Origin of the sequence: Wolbachia endosymbiont (group B) of Philonthus cognatus, assembly GCF_947179345.1 — a bacterium.
Lineage (GTDB): Bacteria > Pseudomonadota > Alphaproteobacteria > Rickettsiales > Anaplasmataceae > Wolbachia.
In genome coordinates, this window is sequence record NZ_CAMXBG010000002.1 from 86,055 (window position 1) to 103,371 (window position 17,317).

Genomic DNA, 17,317 nt, shown 5'->3' on the forward strand with positions numbered 1-17,317 from the left:
ACGCCACCTATATGCCGGACGCCACCTACCCAGTAAGCAAGTTCCTTGTAGATCTATCCCAGGAGAGATGGGAGCTCCTGGTTTTGACGTCGTCTCAGCCCTTTCGACACTTCATCAGTGGTTCATTTTCATTCGCCTCTCTATTTCGTACATGACACGTATTTGTGCCTTTTCCATAACGCTCACTACCTTGACTCTTTATCAAAGCAGCTTATGGTTGTTTAAAGCCTGCTCTTGCAAGCCGACTTTGAGGGACCTTCCCTCATCTATTGTGCAGCTTAAGCACTTAGTTTGCTCATTTCTGATCATTCTTTGTGTCTCTACGGCACACCCCATCCATAAACCTTGTTCTTTTGATGTTGCTATTTTATTTTTTACTCTCTCTACTATCATCTCTCTTTCTAGTTGTGCTGCTCCTGATAATACTGTCTGTACGAATTTTCCCATTGGCGTATTATTGTCAAATATCTGTGTTACTGCTACAAAATTTACTCGGTGCCTTCTAAAAAATGACGTTACTTCTATGCTGTCTTTTGTTTCTCTTGATAATCTATCTAGTGTGTACACTACTACACAATCTACTTCTCCTTTTTTTGCATCTTCAAATAATTCCTTTATCGCTGGTCTTTCTAAATTTTTCCCTGAAAATCCTCCATCATCGTACTTTTTAGCCAATGCTACCCAGCCTTCTCTGCTCTTTATGTATTTTTCACATGCTACTCGCTGCGCATCAAGACTGTTAAACTTTTGTTCTAGCCCATCCTCATTTGATTTTCTTGTATATATCGCACACCTTACTTCTTTTAGCATTTTATTCTCTTCAATTTTCATTTTTATCACGCATACCGAATAATAAAGGTCCGTTGTAGCTCATTCCCATTATTTTCCCGGCTACTGCTGATAATGATGTGAAAAATTCTTCTCTGTAGATTAAACCCTTGTCTGTTACCATCACCGCATGCATCTCTTCTCCTCTCTCTAATATTAGCTCTGTTCCTGCTACCGGAAGTTTGTCACTACTTATTCTTTTTCCCTTCTCTAGCCGATCTGCCAGATACTCTAGTCTTTTTGCTCCTTTTCTTGACATTTCTCCATATGCTTTTTCCTGCATTCTATAAGCTATAGTATTTCCCAAAGTAAATGATAAAGGTATAATAAGGTATTTGGGTTATAATGGCGTATAGTGTGGATTTAAGAGAAAAGGCAATATCGATGATAGGAAAAGGGAAGACGAAGGTTGAGGTGGCAGAGCTTCTGGAGATAGGAATAGCAACTTTGTACCGCTGGTTAAAAAAGAAAGCTGCTGGTGAAAGCCTCAAGCCATCTAAAAACGGCAGCTTCATTCGAAAAATAGACCCAAAAATACTCGAAGAATATGTTACAAAGAATCCAGATCATACTCTGGCAGAGATGAAACAAAATCTTGGATTTGGAATAAATTCAATTTGGTATAGACTAAAACAGCTAAAAATTACTTTAAAAAAAAGTCACACTATATCAAGAGCGCAATCAAGAAGCAGTTTATTGATAAAATCTCAAAAATAGACCATTCCAGCATCTTATATATAGATGAAGCAGGAGTTGATAATAAATTATACCGAGAATATGGACGTGCTCCAAGAGGAAAGAAAATTTATGCAGATATTCCAGCGAGAGAGAATCAGTATAGTAGCCGGGTGGATTGGAATGAGATTTATTGCACCAATGACTTTCAAAGGTGGGTGTGACAAAGAGGTATTCAATATATGGTTGGAGAAACCTAAATTGCCACTTGGCACAACCATAGTTATGGATAATGCTACATTTCATAAGACCACTAAAACAAAATCATTAATAGAGTCTTTTGGCTGTCATGTGCTGTATCTTCCAACATATTCACCAGATTTGAATCCCATAGAACACTGTTGGCATACCATCAAAAGCCGCCTCAGACCTCTAATGTATAAATGTACAGACTTACAACTTTTGGTTGGTAATACCATAATGGAAATTTATCATTCATTTTAGAAAATACTATAGTATTATTGACATAAGGTTCCGTATTATTAATTTGTGTTAAACCTACCATTATAGGGTTAGCATATCGTAATCAGGGAAATTAGGAATGCAAGATATTTTTATACGTTTTCTAGAATTTTTATCTACTGCAGTATTAGTGGAGAATTTTTTGTTTACTTTACTCACTACCAGCTCTTTTTTATCTTGAATTTCTCTCAAATTCTCAAACTTATAGGGCTTTTTATGTTAAGTAAAGTTACCAAAAATGTGTCTATTTTAAGTATTTTTAACCATCTTACATAAAGCAACAGAGAACAAGTTCAAAAGTATTGTAGGGTCCACCAATATAGGTTTCAACATACCATAAAGCCAGCCTATTTATTCTATCGGGGTTTTATACTAATTCTCTAGTGATATTTGTTATTATGACTCCAATACATGCTAATTTAATTATAAATTAATCAGTAAATGCTAGAATAGCTATAATTAAATTTATTAGATAATACTTATGAGTGGAAAAAAACATGTCTTTAAGATGGTACCTGGACAGCAATTTTCATGCGGATCTAGTAGATATAAAACGTATTCTAACATTGAAGATCCTCAATCTATGAAAAAAGTCAAGCTTATATCGCTAAGCGAAGAAGACGATACGCTAGAATTATCTATAAAATTCTGTAGCGATTTTCTTGATAGATTTGGAATGTATTGCGTAGAAGAAAAACAAAACAGATATATTCGAGATGATCAACCTGGTTATTATAAGAACAGTAATTCATTTGCATATGACAATGATAGATTAGTTAAACTATCATTAAATTGGGGCACAGGAGATAAAACTGGTTATCATAATTTTGTAGGTGAAGAATTGAAGTACAAATATTTAACATGGGAGGAATCAGGTCTTGGTGACGATAAATATTATTTTTCAGATAAGGAAGGAAACATAATCGATTCACCTGACAACAAGATATTACAATACAGTATGCCACACCATGATACAGCAAAGGTGATAGAAGATATAACATCGTCTAAGATACCAAAGAGTGTACTAATATCAAGTGAGTTCGCCAAAACTTTTTTTAAGAACTTAACAGGAAATCAGTTAGAGACTCTTGCCGATATTCTTAATAATGAGAAATTACAGATTTTAGCAAAGAGCTTAACAAATAAACAACTACAGGTTTTAGCAGAGAACTTAACAGATGGACAATTTCTAGCTTTAGTGAATCATTTAACCAATCATCAATTACAAGCCCTTACTCACACATTGGATTCAAAAAAGTTAGGAATAATAGTCCCCTTATTAAATAAGGATCAGGTTACGAACTTAGTAAAAGACTTTAACCCAGATCAAGTAAAACAAATTTTCCCTCACCTTAAAATGGATCAGTTCCAGATGGCGATCGAGACAATGAGTGATGACCAGTTTGTAGAACTAATAAAAAATGCAAATGAGAGAATGATAAACACTATTTTGGACGAAGCGTTGAGAAATAAACTTCCAATCTTAGTAAAAACTTTAGAAGAAGATACATTACATAATTTAATTAATAAGCTAGACCACAAGAAACTTGCAATAGTAGCTCGAGATTTAACTGATCCTAATAAAATTCAGATGGTTATTAAGTCTTTAGCTAATAACCCAGAAAAACTTCAAGCTTTTGCTCATAATATGTCTAGTGAGCAGTTTAAAGAACTTTTGGATAACGTAGATGCAGAAGAGCTTAAAGACATCATTCACAAATTGCCTCACGAGAAAGTTATATCTGTGATTGGTGATCTTGATAGTAAAGGTCATTCTAAAGCTATTATTGATGCATTGAAGGAGGAGTTTTATAAACAAAAAGAATCGATAAATGAGTTACACAAAAAGCTCGACGAATTTACCACACCGCCACCAATGGATTCTCCATATGATGTTATGGAAGAAGGATATTATGAGTTAATATAGATAAATAGCTCTAGATTTGGAGCTATAACAAAATATTCCAACAATAAGCAGCTTATATGTTGTTTATTATAGTTAAGAATTAGTTAAATTTTTTACATAATTACGGAGGTAATATATGACAACGGACAACAGTGTACAAAATAGTGCACAGAATCTCGCAAGAGCTGGTAATGGAGAAGACAAGCCAATTATAAGTAAAATTGAGCCCATTATATTTATGGCCACAGGAGATCCTTACACAGATGATCAATTAAAGAAGTTTGCACCATTCTCCCATGTTCAAAATATTATTGGGAAAGTAACTAACAATATGAATAATATAATTGATATATTAAATACAACATTAAAAGCTGAGCAAACTAAAGTTATAACATTGATAGGTACAGTTGGTGATGAAAATAGTGGACTAATAAAGACAATTAACGATTTAAAGTCCGAATTAGAACCACCGCCAATGGATACCCCTGAGTTCATTTAAGAAAAAAAGTAACAGCTTGCTAGCAGGCTGTTACTCTTTTCACATGCTGTTTAGATACAGCTAAATTAGGGAATCTATTTTAAAACTTTCGACTTGTAATTCTCATCATGTTTTGCAAACACCGTATCTGCAAGAAAAGTACTATTATCAAACATTTTACCTTGCACAACAACACCACTTTTTTCTGAAAACATTGGTGGAAGTATTCCCTGATATTTTACCACAACGCTTTTGTTAAAATCTGTCATTTGAAAAATTACTTCACTTTCGCTCCGTATCACGCTATTTTCAACAACCATTCCACCAACACGGATTGGCTTTTGATTATTTGGCAAGACTATGGCTTCACTTACTGTATAGAAAAATGAGATATTTTCTTTGAGCGTTGTTAAAATAAAAAAAACTGCACAACTTAAAAAGCAGAAAATTCCTGAAGTTATAAGTAATCGCTTATGTTTCTTCTTCATTGTTGCTTTTAAGACTTTCTAAGTTTTTTTTACTTTTTATATAGCAAGAAACGGTAAAAATAAAATTTCCACCAATCAGTATGAAACTAATAAGGTAAGCAAAAATTACATATGTATTCATAATGCACTGCCAATAAATAACTCACCTGCATCAAAATAAATTAAGCTTCCATCATTTTGCTGAAACACCAATTTACCACTTTTATCTATATCAGCAAAAATTCCTTCATACAATTTGTCAGCTAACTTTACACTGATTTGCTCATTCATTTTGAATGCTTTTTTTAACCACATTTCTCTTATAGCATAAAACCCATCAAATAGCCATTGCTTTCTTAGCTTATTAAAGTTTATTATTAATTCTTTTAACAGATCCATGTGAGACACAGATTCACCGTAATTGCTAATGCACGTTGTTCCTAGAAGTGGTGCATGATTGACATTAATTCCAATTCCTATAATGAGCCAATTTGAATTGGATTTTTTTTCAAGCAATATTCCGCTTATTTTCTTGCCATCGATTAGAACATCATTTGGCCACTTATACTGGAGATTTAGACCATTTATAAATGACAGTATAGTATTTCCAACAGCAAGAGCAGTAACAAAAGTCAATTCTGTTAATTTGCTGACATCCTTTTCTTGGTTAATTATCAAACTCGCATAGAGATTACCCTCTGGAGAAATCCAGCTTTTTCCAGTGCGTCCCCTGCCTTCTGCTTGTTTATCGGCAATAATAATAGTTTCATTAGATATCCCTTTCTCAATTAAACCCAATGATTCTTTATTAGTACTTGGAACTTCTTTGTAATGATAAATACGAAAACCTTCAAGGATCACCTTGTCAGCCCTTTAGTTTAATGAGTGAGTCAAGATCTTCTACATACAAGAAAAGAACGAGATTGATCAGTGAAACTACTGAAGTGATAATGAATAGACCCCTAGAATAAGCAACCTTATTACCACTAGCTTTATCAAAATACATAACTTTCATGATATTTAAATAATAGTAGCATGATATCACACTCGCTATTACAAGGATCAAAGACAGGCTGATAAAGCCAGAATTTATTAAACTTTTGAATATAAAAAATTTAGCGATAAAACCTGCAAGTGGAGGTATTCCCGACATCGAGAGTAATAGTATAGAAAGATGGAATGCTAAAATTGGTTGCTTTTTTCCTATACCAGATAAATTTGCAATATCACAATCATCATCGTCAATTTGTACGAGATATGAGAATAGCCCTATGCTTGTGATGATATATATCACCAAATACATTAAGGCACTATCTGTTCCTGCTTGTGTAAAAATAGAAAGTGAAGCAAATATAAAACCAATATGACCAATTGAACTGTAAGCAAGCAGCCTTTTTAAGTTTTGCTGACGCAAGGCCCCAAAAGCTGAGATAAGCACAGACAATGCTGAAACGTATAAGAAAATAGGCTGAACATAACTTTTTACATTTACTAACTCTTCATTCATCAATCGAATTAAAAATGTTACAAGTGTAGCTTTTGGGGCCGTAGAAAAAAACGCAGTTACTATGGTAGGTGCACCTTGATAGACATCTGGAGCCCACATATGAAAAGGAGCAATAGCAAGCTTGAAACACAAACCAATAAGGATAAAAACTAACCCAAAAACTATTCCATAAGTTATCTGATGGTTTTGCAAGAATGAACCGAGCTCAGAGAAATTGACTTGTCCTGTATATCCATAAAGCAGCGACATTCCATACAGCATAATGCAGGAAGATAGTGCACTAAGTGTAAAATATTTCACTCCTGCTTCACATGAATAAATCGAATCTTTATTAAAGCTCGCAAGAACATACAAAGATATACTCATCAACTCAAAAACTAAGTAAAAAGAAATCAGACTATTTGCTGAAACTAAAGTTATCATGCCAAACAGTGCAAAAAGAATCAGTATTGAAAATTCATATTTATAGTCATATTTTGATAAATTCAGCATCAAAAGTATTAAAATTCCTGTGCTGAGAATTAACCCTTGGGCTGACCTGATGTATAAATTGAGTTTTAACAACGAATTAAAGAGAAAAATTTCATTGTTTTCTGCCGAAAGAATTAAAATAATCAAAGTTACCACTGTGCAGCCAAGTGCTAATAAGTTGATAGTTCTGCGGTTAAATATAATCCCAAGCAGTAGCAACACTAACGAGGAGATAATAGAGAACATTTCCGGCAATATCTGTATATAATTCATAGCGCATTATATTTGACTAACAAATTTGCCATACATGGCTTCAAATAATTCAGTGCAAGGGTTGGGTAAAATCCAAGCAAAATAACAAACACTGCAAGCAGAATTAAGACAGAAAATTCTATGCTATCCAAACGGTTATTTAATAATTTAGAATAGCTAACCCCCCATATTATTTGCTTACATAAATTCAGCATATAAACTGCGCTTAAAATAGTGCCAAGTGCGATAAATCCTGTAAAAAACCCTATGCTCTTAAACATCCCAACCATAGCCAAAAACTCACCTGCGAACCCAGATGTTCCAGGTAGCCCTATTGAAGCCATTGAAAATAAAATGAACATAAAACCAAATTTTGGCATTGTGTTTACTATGCCAAAATATTTTGCAATCTCCAAAGTTCCAGTTCGAGTATATAGCATTCCAACACATAAAAATAAAGCAGCAGAAATAAGGCCATGACTAATCATTTGAAATATAGCGCCGAGTACTCCTTCCTCACAAAATGAAAAGAGGCCAGCAGTAACGATCCCCATATGTGCTATTGAAGAATAAGCTATTAACTTCTTTATATCATCTTGAGCAAACGCAACTAGAGAAGCATATATCACCGCAATAATGCTCAGCACAACAACGAAATTTGAAAAATACAAACTTGCCTGAGGAAGCATTGGAATAGAAAACCTTAAAAATCCATATCCCCCCATTTTAATAAGCAAGCCAGCTAAAATCACAGATCCAGAAGTTGGTGATTGCACATGCGCATCAGGAAGCCAAGTGTGAAATGGAAACATTGGTACTTTTATTGCAAAAGAAATAAAAAATGCAATCCACAGCAATGACTGCACTTCAAGATCAAGGCTTGGCACTAATGTAGCTAATTTTTGTATATTAAACGTTCCAAAAATGCTATAGATGTACACCAATCCAAGTAGGAATAATAATGAGCCAGTTAATGTATAAAGAAACAACTTAAACGTTGCATATACCCTGTGTTTTCCTCCCCAGATGCCAATAATAAAGAACATTGGTATTAAGACAGCTTCAAAAAATACATAAAAGCCTATAGCATTCAGTGAAACGAAAAAACCGACTACAAAACTCTCAAGCAGCAGAAATAATGCCATATAGGCTTTTAGGGTCGTATAACTCATTTTGCAATTATAGAGCATACAAATAACAAACAAGAAGGTCGTAAGTAGAAGGAAAAGCAACGATATTCCATCCACCCCTATTCCAATATCTCTTACTGGATAGCTGACAAACTGAAAGTCCGCATTGTTATAATCAAATTCTATACAAGCTACAATGCTAAGCAAAAATGGAAGTATAGCAAAAAATAGAGCAAGGAATCTTAGGTGTATAGATTGATGATTAATCCTGACCGAGGATAAAGTTAATGCCCCTAGCAGTGGAAGCAAGAATATACTAAGTAACAACACCTTCTATTTCATTCCAATAATATATAAAGCACCGATTATTAAAGTAACAAACATAATAAATGCATAATCAAATATATAACCAGTTTGTAACTTTATAGAACTTTTTGAACATTCATTAACCAACCTTACAACACCATTTGGTCCAAATGAATCAATAGCCTTAACATCAAACTTCCATAGAAGCCTAGATATAAACCTTATCGGTGCAATTATAACAAACTCATACACCTCATCAAAGTACCATTTATTCTGCAAAAACTTAAGTAAAAATTTACTCTTAATTTGCCTAATTACTTGATATTGGTAAATTAGGTATGCAAGTGCTATTCCACTTAGGCTTGCTAAGGTTGGCAGTAGTTTTATAAAGAAATTATGAACTCCATGCTCATCAATCATCACTAAACTTGATTTCCAAAACGCATTACTAGTTATGTTTAAAATATTTGCTCCCCATATTCCAGAAAATACTGATCCAAAAGCGAGTATCAGTAATGGTATAAGCATAATCTTTGGTGCCTCATGTATATTAATTTTACTTTGTTTTTGGCTGTGGAACACAAGAAGCAATAACCTCCAAGAGTAAAACGCTGTGAAGAATGCAACAACTAAGCTTATTACAAAAGCAAAGCTATCCGTGCTATAAGCATGTTCAATTATCAAATCCTTTGAATAAAAACCTGCAAATGGGAATATCCCAGAAAGCGCAAGAGATCCAACCCACATGAGAGCGTAAGTGCAAGGGATTTTCTTCCAGCAATTTCCCATTTTCTGAATGTTTTGCTCATGATGCATTGCATGAATCACATTGCCAGCACCAAGAAATAGTAGAGCTTTAAAAAAAGCGTGTGTCATTAAATGAAAAATAGCAACATTGTAAGCAGAAAGCCCACATGCCATAAACATATAACCAAGTTGACTGCAGGTTGAATAAGCAATTATTTTCTTTATATCGTTCTGAGTAATTGCAACGGTGGCTGCAAAAAAAGCAGTGAGTGCTCCAACGATAACTATTAATTCTCGTGCCACATTTGATAACTCAAACAATGGAGAACACTTTGCTACTAAAAATATACCTGCTGTTACCATCGTTGCTGCGTGAATAAGTGCAGAAACAGGAGTTGGCCCTTCCATTGCATCTGGCAACCAAACATGTAAACCAAGCTGTGCAGATTTACCCATACAGCCAATAAAAAGTAATATGCATATTATATGAGTTACTTTGAATTCACAGCAGAATGCCCTAATGTTCTGCGTGCCAAGAAGATCAGTTGTGTCAAAAACTTCAGTAAAATTCAAAGAGTGAAATGTATAATAAATAAGAAAGATTCCAATCAATAGTGCAAAGTCTCCTACCCTATTCACAACAAATGCTTTAATTGCTGCATTATTTGCAGAATATTTTTGGAACCAAAATCCTATGAGTAAATAAGAACATAGGCCAACCCCTTCCCAGCCAAAAAAAAGCTGCACGAAATTATCGCTTACAACCAGCACAATCATGCAAAACGTAAATAGCGATAGGTAAGAAAAAAACCTCGACTTCCCCTTATCATGCTCCATATAACCGATAGAGTAGAGATGTACTACCAGTGAAACGGTGGTAATAACAATAAGCATTAAGGATGAGAGAGCATCCACACTAATTGCCCAATTTACTTTTAATACACTTAATGAAAATAGAGGAAATAAACTCAAGTGATAATTTTCAGAGAAGGTGAGAAAAACATACCAAGATAAAACTGCAGATATTCCAATCCCTGCCGTTGTAACTAACTGACTTTTTCTAAAAAATGCTCCAAACAATGAACCAAAAAGTGGCAGAAATACTATTAATTTCAGTATATCCATCATACTTTCATTCTTTCATTAAATTTGCTTGTTCAACGTCTATATTGCCACGGCTTCTATAATATACAACCAATATTGCAAGCGCAACTCCTGACTCTGCTGCCGCAACAGTCAACACAAACATCACAAAAATTTGCCCAACTATATCATTCATAAAGGCAGAAAAAGCAACTAAATTGATGTTAATCGCCAGCAATAATATTTCTATTGATAACAGTATATTGATTATGCTCTTACGGTTAATGAAAATACCACACACGCCAATAGTGAACAAAATAGCAGCAACTATCAAAAAATGATTTAATCCTATTTCCATTCTACTCCTTTTCCAAATTTAGCCTTAATCAATTTTACAGATGAAGATTGTGTCAATTGCTTTAATACATTCTGTTTTTTAACTCCTTTTTTCTTGTCCTGCAAAGTAAGAGCAATTGCACCGACAATTGCAACAAGTAGCAAAATTCCAGAAAGATGAAAAGCGTACATGTAGTCAGTGTAGAGCAAATTACCGATAGCTTTCACGTTATTGGTATTATAGTTTATAACATTGCTTATATTTGGTGCTGAGCTGCGGATTACAAAGCTGATGATTAGAAAAAACACAACACATAATATAGCACCAAGAGTGAAATGCTTTGCAAAACCCTGATGCAATCTTATGTAGTCGATATCGAGCATCATGACTACAAAGAGGAATAACACTGCAACTGCACCGATGTATACTATCAGCACCATCATAGCAATGAATTCAGCTCCAAGGAGAATAAAAAGCACTGCAGAGTTAACGAAGGTGAAAATTAAAAATAATACTGCATGCACAGGATTCCTTACGCTAATTACACAAACAGCAGATAAAATGCTAAGAATTGCGAAAAAACAAAAGAAAAAAGGCATCGATACTTTAACTGCAACAATAGTTACTAACTTAAAGTAATTATTGCCGTAAAGTCAATATTATATTAAACGTTTAAAAACATTGTACTACAAGCTTCAGCTCCATTTTAAATTATTATATAGAGCATTTCCTCAGTCACACAAACACTCTTGACAATTTTAATTTATTAATGTACAATATATGCATGTTAATAGTCAGTAATAGCTCAAAATGTATAACATATTTGGTTACTTCGAAACTTGTGATAAGCAAAGTGGCAAGTTAGATGGCAAAAGTTATCAATACACCACAAGAGATCATGTGACAATTTACTTCAATAACACACTAGCCAGTTTAGGTAGATCATGGAGAGAATTTAAAGAAGAAGCATATGGGTTTATATATGATATCGGAGCTTGGTTGAAAGAAACATATGAAAATCTCACTGAACGACCTGAAATGCATAACTTCTATGTTCCAGAAAAACTTCCTGTTAAAGCTGAGGAAATAGAGATGAAGGAACTGAATCGTAAGCCTAAGCCATTCAAAACTCCACCTATCCACCCAACAAGCAGAAGCTCTAGTGCCAATACCTCAAATCAAGTTGTTGTTACTCGACATACACCTGAAGCTACTAAAACAAGATAGATAAAAAACCTACGTTTAAATATGTAGTACTTGAGTGAAGCATTCTTTAAACTGTTCTATTCAATAAAATCTTTACAATATTTGGATCATAGGTTTAACTTTACGAAGTTATAGTCTATAGGGCTTCAATGAACGATTATCTCTCACTGTTAAATCCAGAGCAACAATTAGCTGTAACTAACTTAAATGGGCCAATTTTGATACTGGCAGGGGCGGGAACGGGAAAAACAAGAACGATCACTTCAAGAATAGCGCACATAATTCGAAATGGCTACGCTTACTCCGATGAGATCTTAGCAGTTACATTCACGAACAAAGCAGCAAATGAAATGATATCAAGAGTGCTTGAACTTACGGGCACAAATATACCATGGCTTGGCACCTTCCACGCAATTGCAGCAAAAATTTTACGTTATCATGCTGAAATTGTGGGCTTAAATTCCAATTTCACAATCATTGGTGTGGATGATCAATTACAGGTAATAAAAAATATTATTAATGAAATCAGCCCTGATTACCTATCAGAAAAATGTAAGACCATTATGAATATTATTCAGCAATGGAAAGAGAAGTGTTTATTGCCGTCTGAAGTGGAAGATGTTCAATCATTTAGGCCAGTTTACGTAACTGCACTCAAAGTCTATTACCAGTATCAGGAAAGGTTAAAATTCCTTAACTCTGTCGATTTTGGTGACTTATTGCTATATAACATACAACTCTTTAATCAAAAGACCGAGGTTCTATCCTACTACCAAAACAAGTTTAAATATATTATGGTAGATGAATATCAAGATACAAATGCAATACAATATCTTTGGCTAAAATACCTTGCAAAAGAGCACTCAAATATTTGTTGTGTAGGAGATGACGATCAATCGATATACAGTTGGCGTGGTGCAGAAGTTGAAAATATTTTGAAATTTTCCGATGATTTTAAAAATGCAAAAACCGTTAAACTGGAGTGTAACTACAGGTCAACATCCCACATACTTGCAACTGCATCATATGTTATCAATCACAATAAGACTCGCTTAGAAAAAAAGTTGTGGACAACAAACATTGAAGGGGAAAAGGTAAATCTAATAAAATTATGGGACGGGAAAGCTGAAGCAAGGTTCATAAGCGAACAGATATTAAAGCTCAATAAATACAGATTTAGTGACATTGCAGTGCTCGTAAGAGCGACTTTTCAAACTAGAGTGCTCGAAGAGTATTTTATAAAATATTCAATTCCCTATAAGATTATAAGTGGCGTAAAATTCTACGAACGTCAAGAAGTAAGGGATATAATTGCATATTTGAGGCTTGTTACAAATAATAATGATGATCTCGCTTTTGAAAGGATCGTAAATCGTCCAAAAAGAAGCATAGGAGCTACAACTCTAAAGAAAATATACACGACTGCTCAGGATAACAAAATTTCTTTTTTTGAGGCAGCAAAAATATTGGTTAATAGTGATCAAGTAACCGAAAGAATTAAACTCTCACTAAATGATTTTTTAAATAAAATTAAAGCTTGGGAAGAAATAGTAAGCGTAAAACCACTGCATGAATTCGTTAAAATCGTAGCAAATCAATCAGGATATATGGAAATGCTTGAGAATGAAGGAGTGACGGGTTTAGCGCGAATAGAAAATGTTAAAGAGCTCATTTCATCTTTGAAGAATTTTGACAACGCTATAACCTTCTTGGAGCACATTAGCCTGGTGATGGAAGTGGATAATATGAATAGCGATGACACTGTATATGTTATGACTCTTCATGCAGCTAAAGGACTTGAATTTCCGTGTGTGTTTTTACCTGGTTGGGAAGAAGGATTATTTCCTCATCAAAGATCTTTTGAAGATAAAAGTGGTAAAGCTTTAGAAGAAGAGAGAAGACTTGCATATGTTGGCATAACTAGAGCAAAAGAAAGGTTGATCATTTCATGTGCAGACAGAAGGGAAATGAATAACCAATGGAAATCAATGTACACTTCTCGATTTATTAAAGAACTGCCAAGAGAAAATGTTGAGGTGATCAAGAATAGTGCCTACTGTTGAAGCTATAACTGCAGCTCTTACGACAAACACATCTGAATTACTTCAATTATATATTTCTCCTGGCAAAAATTCTCTGATGGTCTTAAATAAAATTTTCAGTGAATGATTATCAGACATGTTGTGTTCTGCTGATTTTATTAAGTGTACTTCAACGTCTGTTGACTTAATTTTTTCAGCTAAATTCAATGAAGTTTGATAAGGAACATCTTTATCATTAATGCTATGCAATAAGCGCACAGGACAGTTTATATCTATTGCTTCTCTGTTTAAAAGAAGGTTCTTTCTGCCATCTTCGATCAAATTTTTAGTTATTTTGTATGTACAATGCTCTGAAGTAAAATCTATTATACCTTTCGAACCTAGTTCTTCTTTTTGCTTGCCTGACAATTGCTTGAATATCAAATCTTCAGTAAAATCAGGAGCAGACGATATGCCGATTAATGCTGCAATTTTTTCTGGAAATTGAAGAGCAGTGAGCAGCATCAGCCATCCTCCCATACTTGAACCTATAATTATTTGTTTATTGCTAGTTAATTCACTTATCACTTTAGCACAATTTTTTTGCCAATCACTTATTGTATAATCAGCAAAATCACCGCTTGAATTACCATGGCCAAAATAATCAAAGAGCACAAGTGCTATATCATTTTCTTGGCAAAATTTGTAAACGGCAGTTGCTTTAGTTCCATCCATATTGGATGCAAAACCACTAAAAAAAACTATAGAAGCCTTCTTTCCTTGTAGCTTTCGATATGCTATATGGTCATTACTTTCATCGAGTAATTTACAATAATTCATACTACTTTGGCAAGGCAACCGGACTATCGCTCATCGAACGCAAATAGCTGACTAGATCTGCAATCTCTTGTGGATTGGAAATGCCTGCAAATGCCATACGTGTACCTTTTATGTAGGCTTTTGGATTTTTTAAAAAAGCAAATAATTCCTCATACTCCCATTTCCCACCTTTTTCAAGTAGTGCTTTTGAGTAATTGAATGAGCTGCTAAGATGGGCCTTTTTATTTCCAACCACGTTCCATAAGTTTGGCCCTACTTTATTCATTCCACCTTTCTCAAAACTATGACAAGCTATACATTTTTTTGCTGCTGACTTCCCCTTTTCAAAGCTAGCATTTTGCATGAGCTCCCCAATATCAAGTGCCACTTGTTCAATCTTTTGCTGAGGCTCATTGCTGGCTGCTACTATTGTTTGGTGTTCAATTTTATAATCCTCTGGGTTATAGAACATATCAACTACATTACTAACTATCATAATTATTAATCCAGAAAGTAAAATCGATGCTGCAATCTTATTAAGCTCCATAGTTAATTCTTATCAAGTAATGTTACTTAAATTATGCAAATATTTTCGCAAACAGCAAACAATTACCTTTATTCTACCAAAGATAGAAATTTCTATTACTTAGTTAATAGACCGCAATTCTGCTGCTGAAGTAACTCCGTGGTCCAGTCACATACTGGTCCGGAATAATATATTCAAATAGATTTCCTGCAAACCTGTCTAAAATGATTGAAACTGGAACCACTTCTATAATGTTCGTTTGCTTGACCTAAGATTCAGTAGCATTTAAACTGAATTTTATAAAGTACTAGAAATGATAGGAAATCTAAGAGGAATAGTTGATGAGGTGTGTAGCGATCACATAATCCTGAATGTGAATGATGTTGGCTACATAGTATATCTTTCAGCCAAAACTTTAAGTGCTTGTTCGATTGGAAGTAGAGTAAAATTACTTATCGACACTTATGCAAATAGCAGAGAAAACGTTACTCAGCTATATGGCTTTATAAGTAAAGAAGAACAGCAGTGTCTGCGTTTATTAGTTAAAGTGAGCGGTGTCAGCTATAAAACCGCAATGTCAATTTTGAGCAAATTAACTCCAGAGCAACTGTTTTTGGCAATTATAAATGAGAATAAACTAGCACTTAAGGTGAGTGGACTTGGCCTGAAACTCATAAATCGAATTATTACTGAGCTGAATGGCAAAGTAAGTAAATTAGAGATAAATAACAATCATTTTCACTCAATTAGTGAAGATGCTCTTTCAGCTTTGATCAATCTTGGATATGAAAGAACAAAAGCTTATGATACAATAAAAAAAATAGAAGATGAATCACCAAACTTGGACACTAAAGATATTATTCGTATGGCGCTTAAAACAATATGAAGTCAATATCATGTAGTAAGGAATACTCTGAAGATGTACGTAATTTAAATATCAGGCCTGAGCAACTTGATGATTTTGTCGGGCAAAAAGACTTAATACAAAATTTAAAAGTGTTTATAAATGCTGCACAGACGAGAGCTGAAGCTTTGGATCACGTATTGCTCTATGGTCCTCCAGGGCTTGGTAAAACAACTTTAGCACAAATTGTCTCTAAGGAATTAAGGGTTAGCTTTCGTGCAACTTCTGGTCCATTGCTTAGTAAAGCTGGGGACTTAGCTGCAGTGCTCACTACTTTAAATGCAAAAGATGTTCTATTTATCGATGAGATCCATAGATTAAATCGTAGCATTGAGGAAGTTTTATATACTGCTATGGAAGATTTTTGCCTAGATATACTAGTAGGTGAGGGCCCATCTACCAGAACTTTAAGAATAGATTTACCACCATTTACACTGATTGGGGCAACAACACGGCTTGGACTGCTTTCTGCACCGCTGAGGGATCGTTTTGGTATTCCCCTGCATCTTGAGTTTTATTCTTTTGAGGAACTGGTTGATATTATAAAAAGAGGTGCAAGAGTTCTTTGTGCTGAAATCGAAAAGGATGCTGTGCAAGAAATTGCCTGCCGCGCCCGTGGTACTCCAAGAATTGCTTTGAGATTACTCAGAAGAATAAGAGATTTTGTTGAAGTAAAAGATGATAAAAAAATTACCTGTGAAATTGCCGGTTCTGCACTATCAAAATTGGGTATAGATAAAATGGGACTAAATAAATTAGATATGGATTATCTGAGATTTTTGTTTAACACCTCAGGACCTGTTGGAATTGACACCATATCTATTGCACTATCTGAAGATGTTGGCAATATTGAAGAAACAGTAGAACCTTATTTAATCAAGGTCAGTTTCGTAAAGCGCACACCAAGAGGACGTGTTTTAACTGATCAAGCAAGGGAATATCTCAGCATTAATTCAGTGGTATGCTAGTATTATACTATATTTTATAACATTGTATAGTATTACACTAAACATTATAATATTCTCTTATTATATGATTTGCAGGTGTTTTAGAGGCAAATAAGAAAGTCTTCTGTTATAGTGAATATGTTCTTGAAAAATTACGTAATATATGCTAGCCTATATATAGTATA

General features: G+C 34.2%; 18 protein-coding genes and 2 pseudogenes. 8 read left to right on the forward strand and 12 right to left on the reverse strand.

Annotated features, from left to right (window positions below):
- Positions 1 to 330 precede the first annotated feature (330 nt).
- Positions 331 to 810: pseudogene (locus tag ONG78_RS02300) on the reverse strand (recombinase family protein); the annotation flags it as partial.
- A 10-nt stretch (positions 811 to 820) separates the two neighbouring features.
- Positions 821 to 1,123 (reverse strand): annotated as a pseudogene (locus tag ONG78_RS02305) (DUF2924 domain-containing protein); the annotation flags it as partial.
- A 50-nt stretch (positions 1,124 to 1,173) separates the two neighbouring features.
- Here ONG78_RS02305 and ONG78_RS02310 point away from each other — a divergent pair.
- The 4 genes from ONG78_RS02310 to ONG78_RS02325 all read left to right on the forward strand — a co-directional run bounded on the left by ONG78_RS02310 (position 1,174) and on the right by ONG78_RS02325 (position 4,430).
- Positions 1,174 to 1,545, forward strand: coding sequence for a transposase (locus ONG78_RS02310; RefSeq protein WP_264374776.1), 372 nt, complete (start codon positions 1,174 to 1,176; stop codon positions 1,543 to 1,545).
- A gap of 90 nt (positions 1,546 to 1,635) precedes the next feature.
- On the forward strand, positions 1,636 to 2,007 hold the full coding sequence (locus ONG78_RS02315; protein ID WP_264377573.1) for a transposase: 372 nt from the start codon (positions 1,636 to 1,638) through the stop codon (positions 2,005 to 2,007).
- Positions 2,008 to 2,506: 499 nt separating this feature from the next.
- Positions 2,507 to 3,952, forward strand: a complete 1,446-nt coding sequence (locus tag ONG78_RS02320) for a magnesium transporter (RefSeq protein WP_264377574.1) — start codon at positions 2,507 to 2,509, stop codon at positions 3,950 to 3,952.
- A gap of 115 nt (positions 3,953 to 4,067) precedes the next feature.
- A complete protein-coding gene (locus ONG78_RS02325; RefSeq protein WP_264377575.1) occupies positions 4,068 to 4,430 on the forward strand; it encodes a hypothetical protein in 363 nt (120 codons plus the stop codon).
- Positions 4,431 to 4,504: 74 nt separating this feature from the next.
- On the opposite strand, the gene ccmE is transcribed toward ONG78_RS02325, so the two are convergent.
- The 8 genes from ccmE to ONG78_RS02360 are packed head-to-tail and all read right to left on the reverse strand — an operon-like array spanning position 4,505 to position 11,308.
- The gene (gene ccmE / locus ONG78_RS02330; RefSeq protein WP_264374508.1) at positions 4,505 to 4,897 is read right to left on the reverse strand and encodes a cytochrome c maturation protein CcmE; all 393 of its coding nucleotides are present in this window, start codon (positions 4,895 to 4,897) and stop codon (positions 4,505 to 4,507) included.
- On the reverse strand, positions 4,881 to 5,018 hold the full coding sequence (locus tag ONG78_RS08085) for a CcmD-like small membrane protein (protein WP_458694286.1): 138 nt from the start codon (positions 5,016 to 5,018) through the stop codon (positions 4,881 to 4,883). The genes ccmE and ONG78_RS08085 overlap by 17 nt, the downstream gene beginning before the upstream one ends.
- Positions 5,015 to 5,737, reverse strand: coding sequence for a biotin--[acetyl-CoA-carboxylase] ligase (locus ONG78_RS02335; RefSeq protein WP_264374509.1), 723 nt, complete (start codon positions 5,735 to 5,737; stop codon positions 5,015 to 5,017). The genes ONG78_RS08085 and ONG78_RS02335 overlap by 4 nt, the downstream gene beginning before the upstream one ends.
- A 4-nt stretch (positions 5,738 to 5,741) precedes the next feature.
- A complete protein-coding gene (locus ONG78_RS02340) occupies positions 5,742 to 7,127 on the reverse strand; it encodes an NADH-quinone oxidoreductase subunit N (protein WP_264377576.1) in 1,386 nt (461 codons plus the stop codon).
- A complete protein-coding gene (locus ONG78_RS02345; RefSeq protein WP_264377577.1) occupies positions 7,124 to 8,566 on the reverse strand; it encodes a complex I subunit 4 family protein in 1,443 nt (480 codons plus the stop codon). Before ONG78_RS02345 ends, ONG78_RS02340 begins: the two co-directional genes overlap by 4 nt.
- A gap of 3 nt (positions 8,567 to 8,569) precedes the next feature.
- Positions 8,570 to 10,417 (reverse strand): NADH-quinone oxidoreductase subunit L, encoded by a 1,848-nt coding sequence (nuoL, locus tag ONG78_RS02350; protein ID WP_264374511.1) that lies wholly within the window; start codon positions 10,415 to 10,417, stop codon positions 8,570 to 8,572.
- 4 nt (positions 10,418 to 10,421) lie between these two features.
- Positions 10,422 to 10,730, reverse strand: a complete 309-nt coding sequence (gene nuoK, locus ONG78_RS02355; protein WP_064085801.1) for an NADH-quinone oxidoreductase subunit NuoK — start codon at positions 10,728 to 10,730, stop codon at positions 10,422 to 10,424.
- Positions 10,721 to 11,308, reverse strand: coding sequence for an NADH-quinone oxidoreductase subunit J (locus ONG78_RS02360; protein ID WP_264374512.1), 588 nt, complete (start codon positions 11,306 to 11,308; stop codon positions 10,721 to 10,723). Before ONG78_RS02360 ends, nuoK begins: the two co-directional genes overlap by 10 nt.
- A gap of 211 nt (positions 11,309 to 11,519) precedes the next feature.
- On the opposite strand from ONG78_RS02360, the gene ONG78_RS02365 reads away from it, so the two are divergent.
- Together ONG78_RS02365 and ONG78_RS02370 are read left to right on the forward strand one after the other, a co-directional pair.
- Positions 11,520 to 11,936 carry a WD_0964 family protein gene (locus tag ONG78_RS02365; protein ID WP_264374513.1) on the forward strand — a complete coding sequence of 139 codons (417 nt, stop codon included), beginning with the start codon at positions 11,520 to 11,522 and terminating at the stop codon, positions 11,934 to 11,936.
- A 128-nt stretch (positions 11,937 to 12,064) separates the two neighbouring features.
- Entirely contained in the window at positions 12,065 to 13,978 is a 1,914-nt protein-coding gene (locus ONG78_RS02370) for an ATP-dependent helicase (RefSeq protein ID WP_264376522.1), read from the forward strand.
- Positions 13,979 to 14,020: 42 nt separating this feature from the next.
- Here the strand turns inward: ONG78_RS02370 and ONG78_RS02375 are convergent, their stop codons facing one another.
- Positions 14,021 to 14,776, reverse strand: a complete 756-nt coding sequence (locus ONG78_RS02375; RefSeq protein ID WP_264377578.1) for an alpha/beta hydrolase — start codon at positions 14,774 to 14,776, stop codon at positions 14,021 to 14,023.
- Position 14,777: 1 nt separating this feature from the next.
- Positions 14,778 to 15,302: a c-type cytochrome gene (locus ONG78_RS02380; protein WP_264374516.1), complete on the reverse strand. Its 525-nt coding sequence runs from the start codon at positions 15,300 to 15,302 to the stop codon at positions 14,778 to 14,780.
- A 292-nt stretch (positions 15,303 to 15,594) separates the two neighbouring features.
- Here ONG78_RS02380 and ruvA point away from each other — a divergent pair, with 292 nt between their 5' ends.
- Together ruvA and ruvB are read left to right on the forward strand one after the other, a co-directional pair.
- Complete coding sequence (ruvA, locus tag ONG78_RS02385; protein WP_264374517.1) at positions 15,595 to 16,167, forward strand: Holliday junction branch migration protein RuvA; 573 nt, start codon at positions 15,595 to 15,597, stop codon at positions 16,165 to 16,167.
- Positions 16,164 to 17,153 carry a Holliday junction branch migration DNA helicase RuvB gene (gene ruvB, locus ONG78_RS02390; RefSeq protein ID WP_007302374.1) on the forward strand — a complete coding sequence of 330 codons (990 nt, stop codon included), beginning with the start codon at positions 16,164 to 16,166 and terminating at the stop codon, positions 17,151 to 17,153. The genes ruvA and ruvB overlap by 4 nt, the downstream gene beginning before the upstream one ends.
- Positions 17,154 to 17,317: the final 164 nt, after the last annotated feature.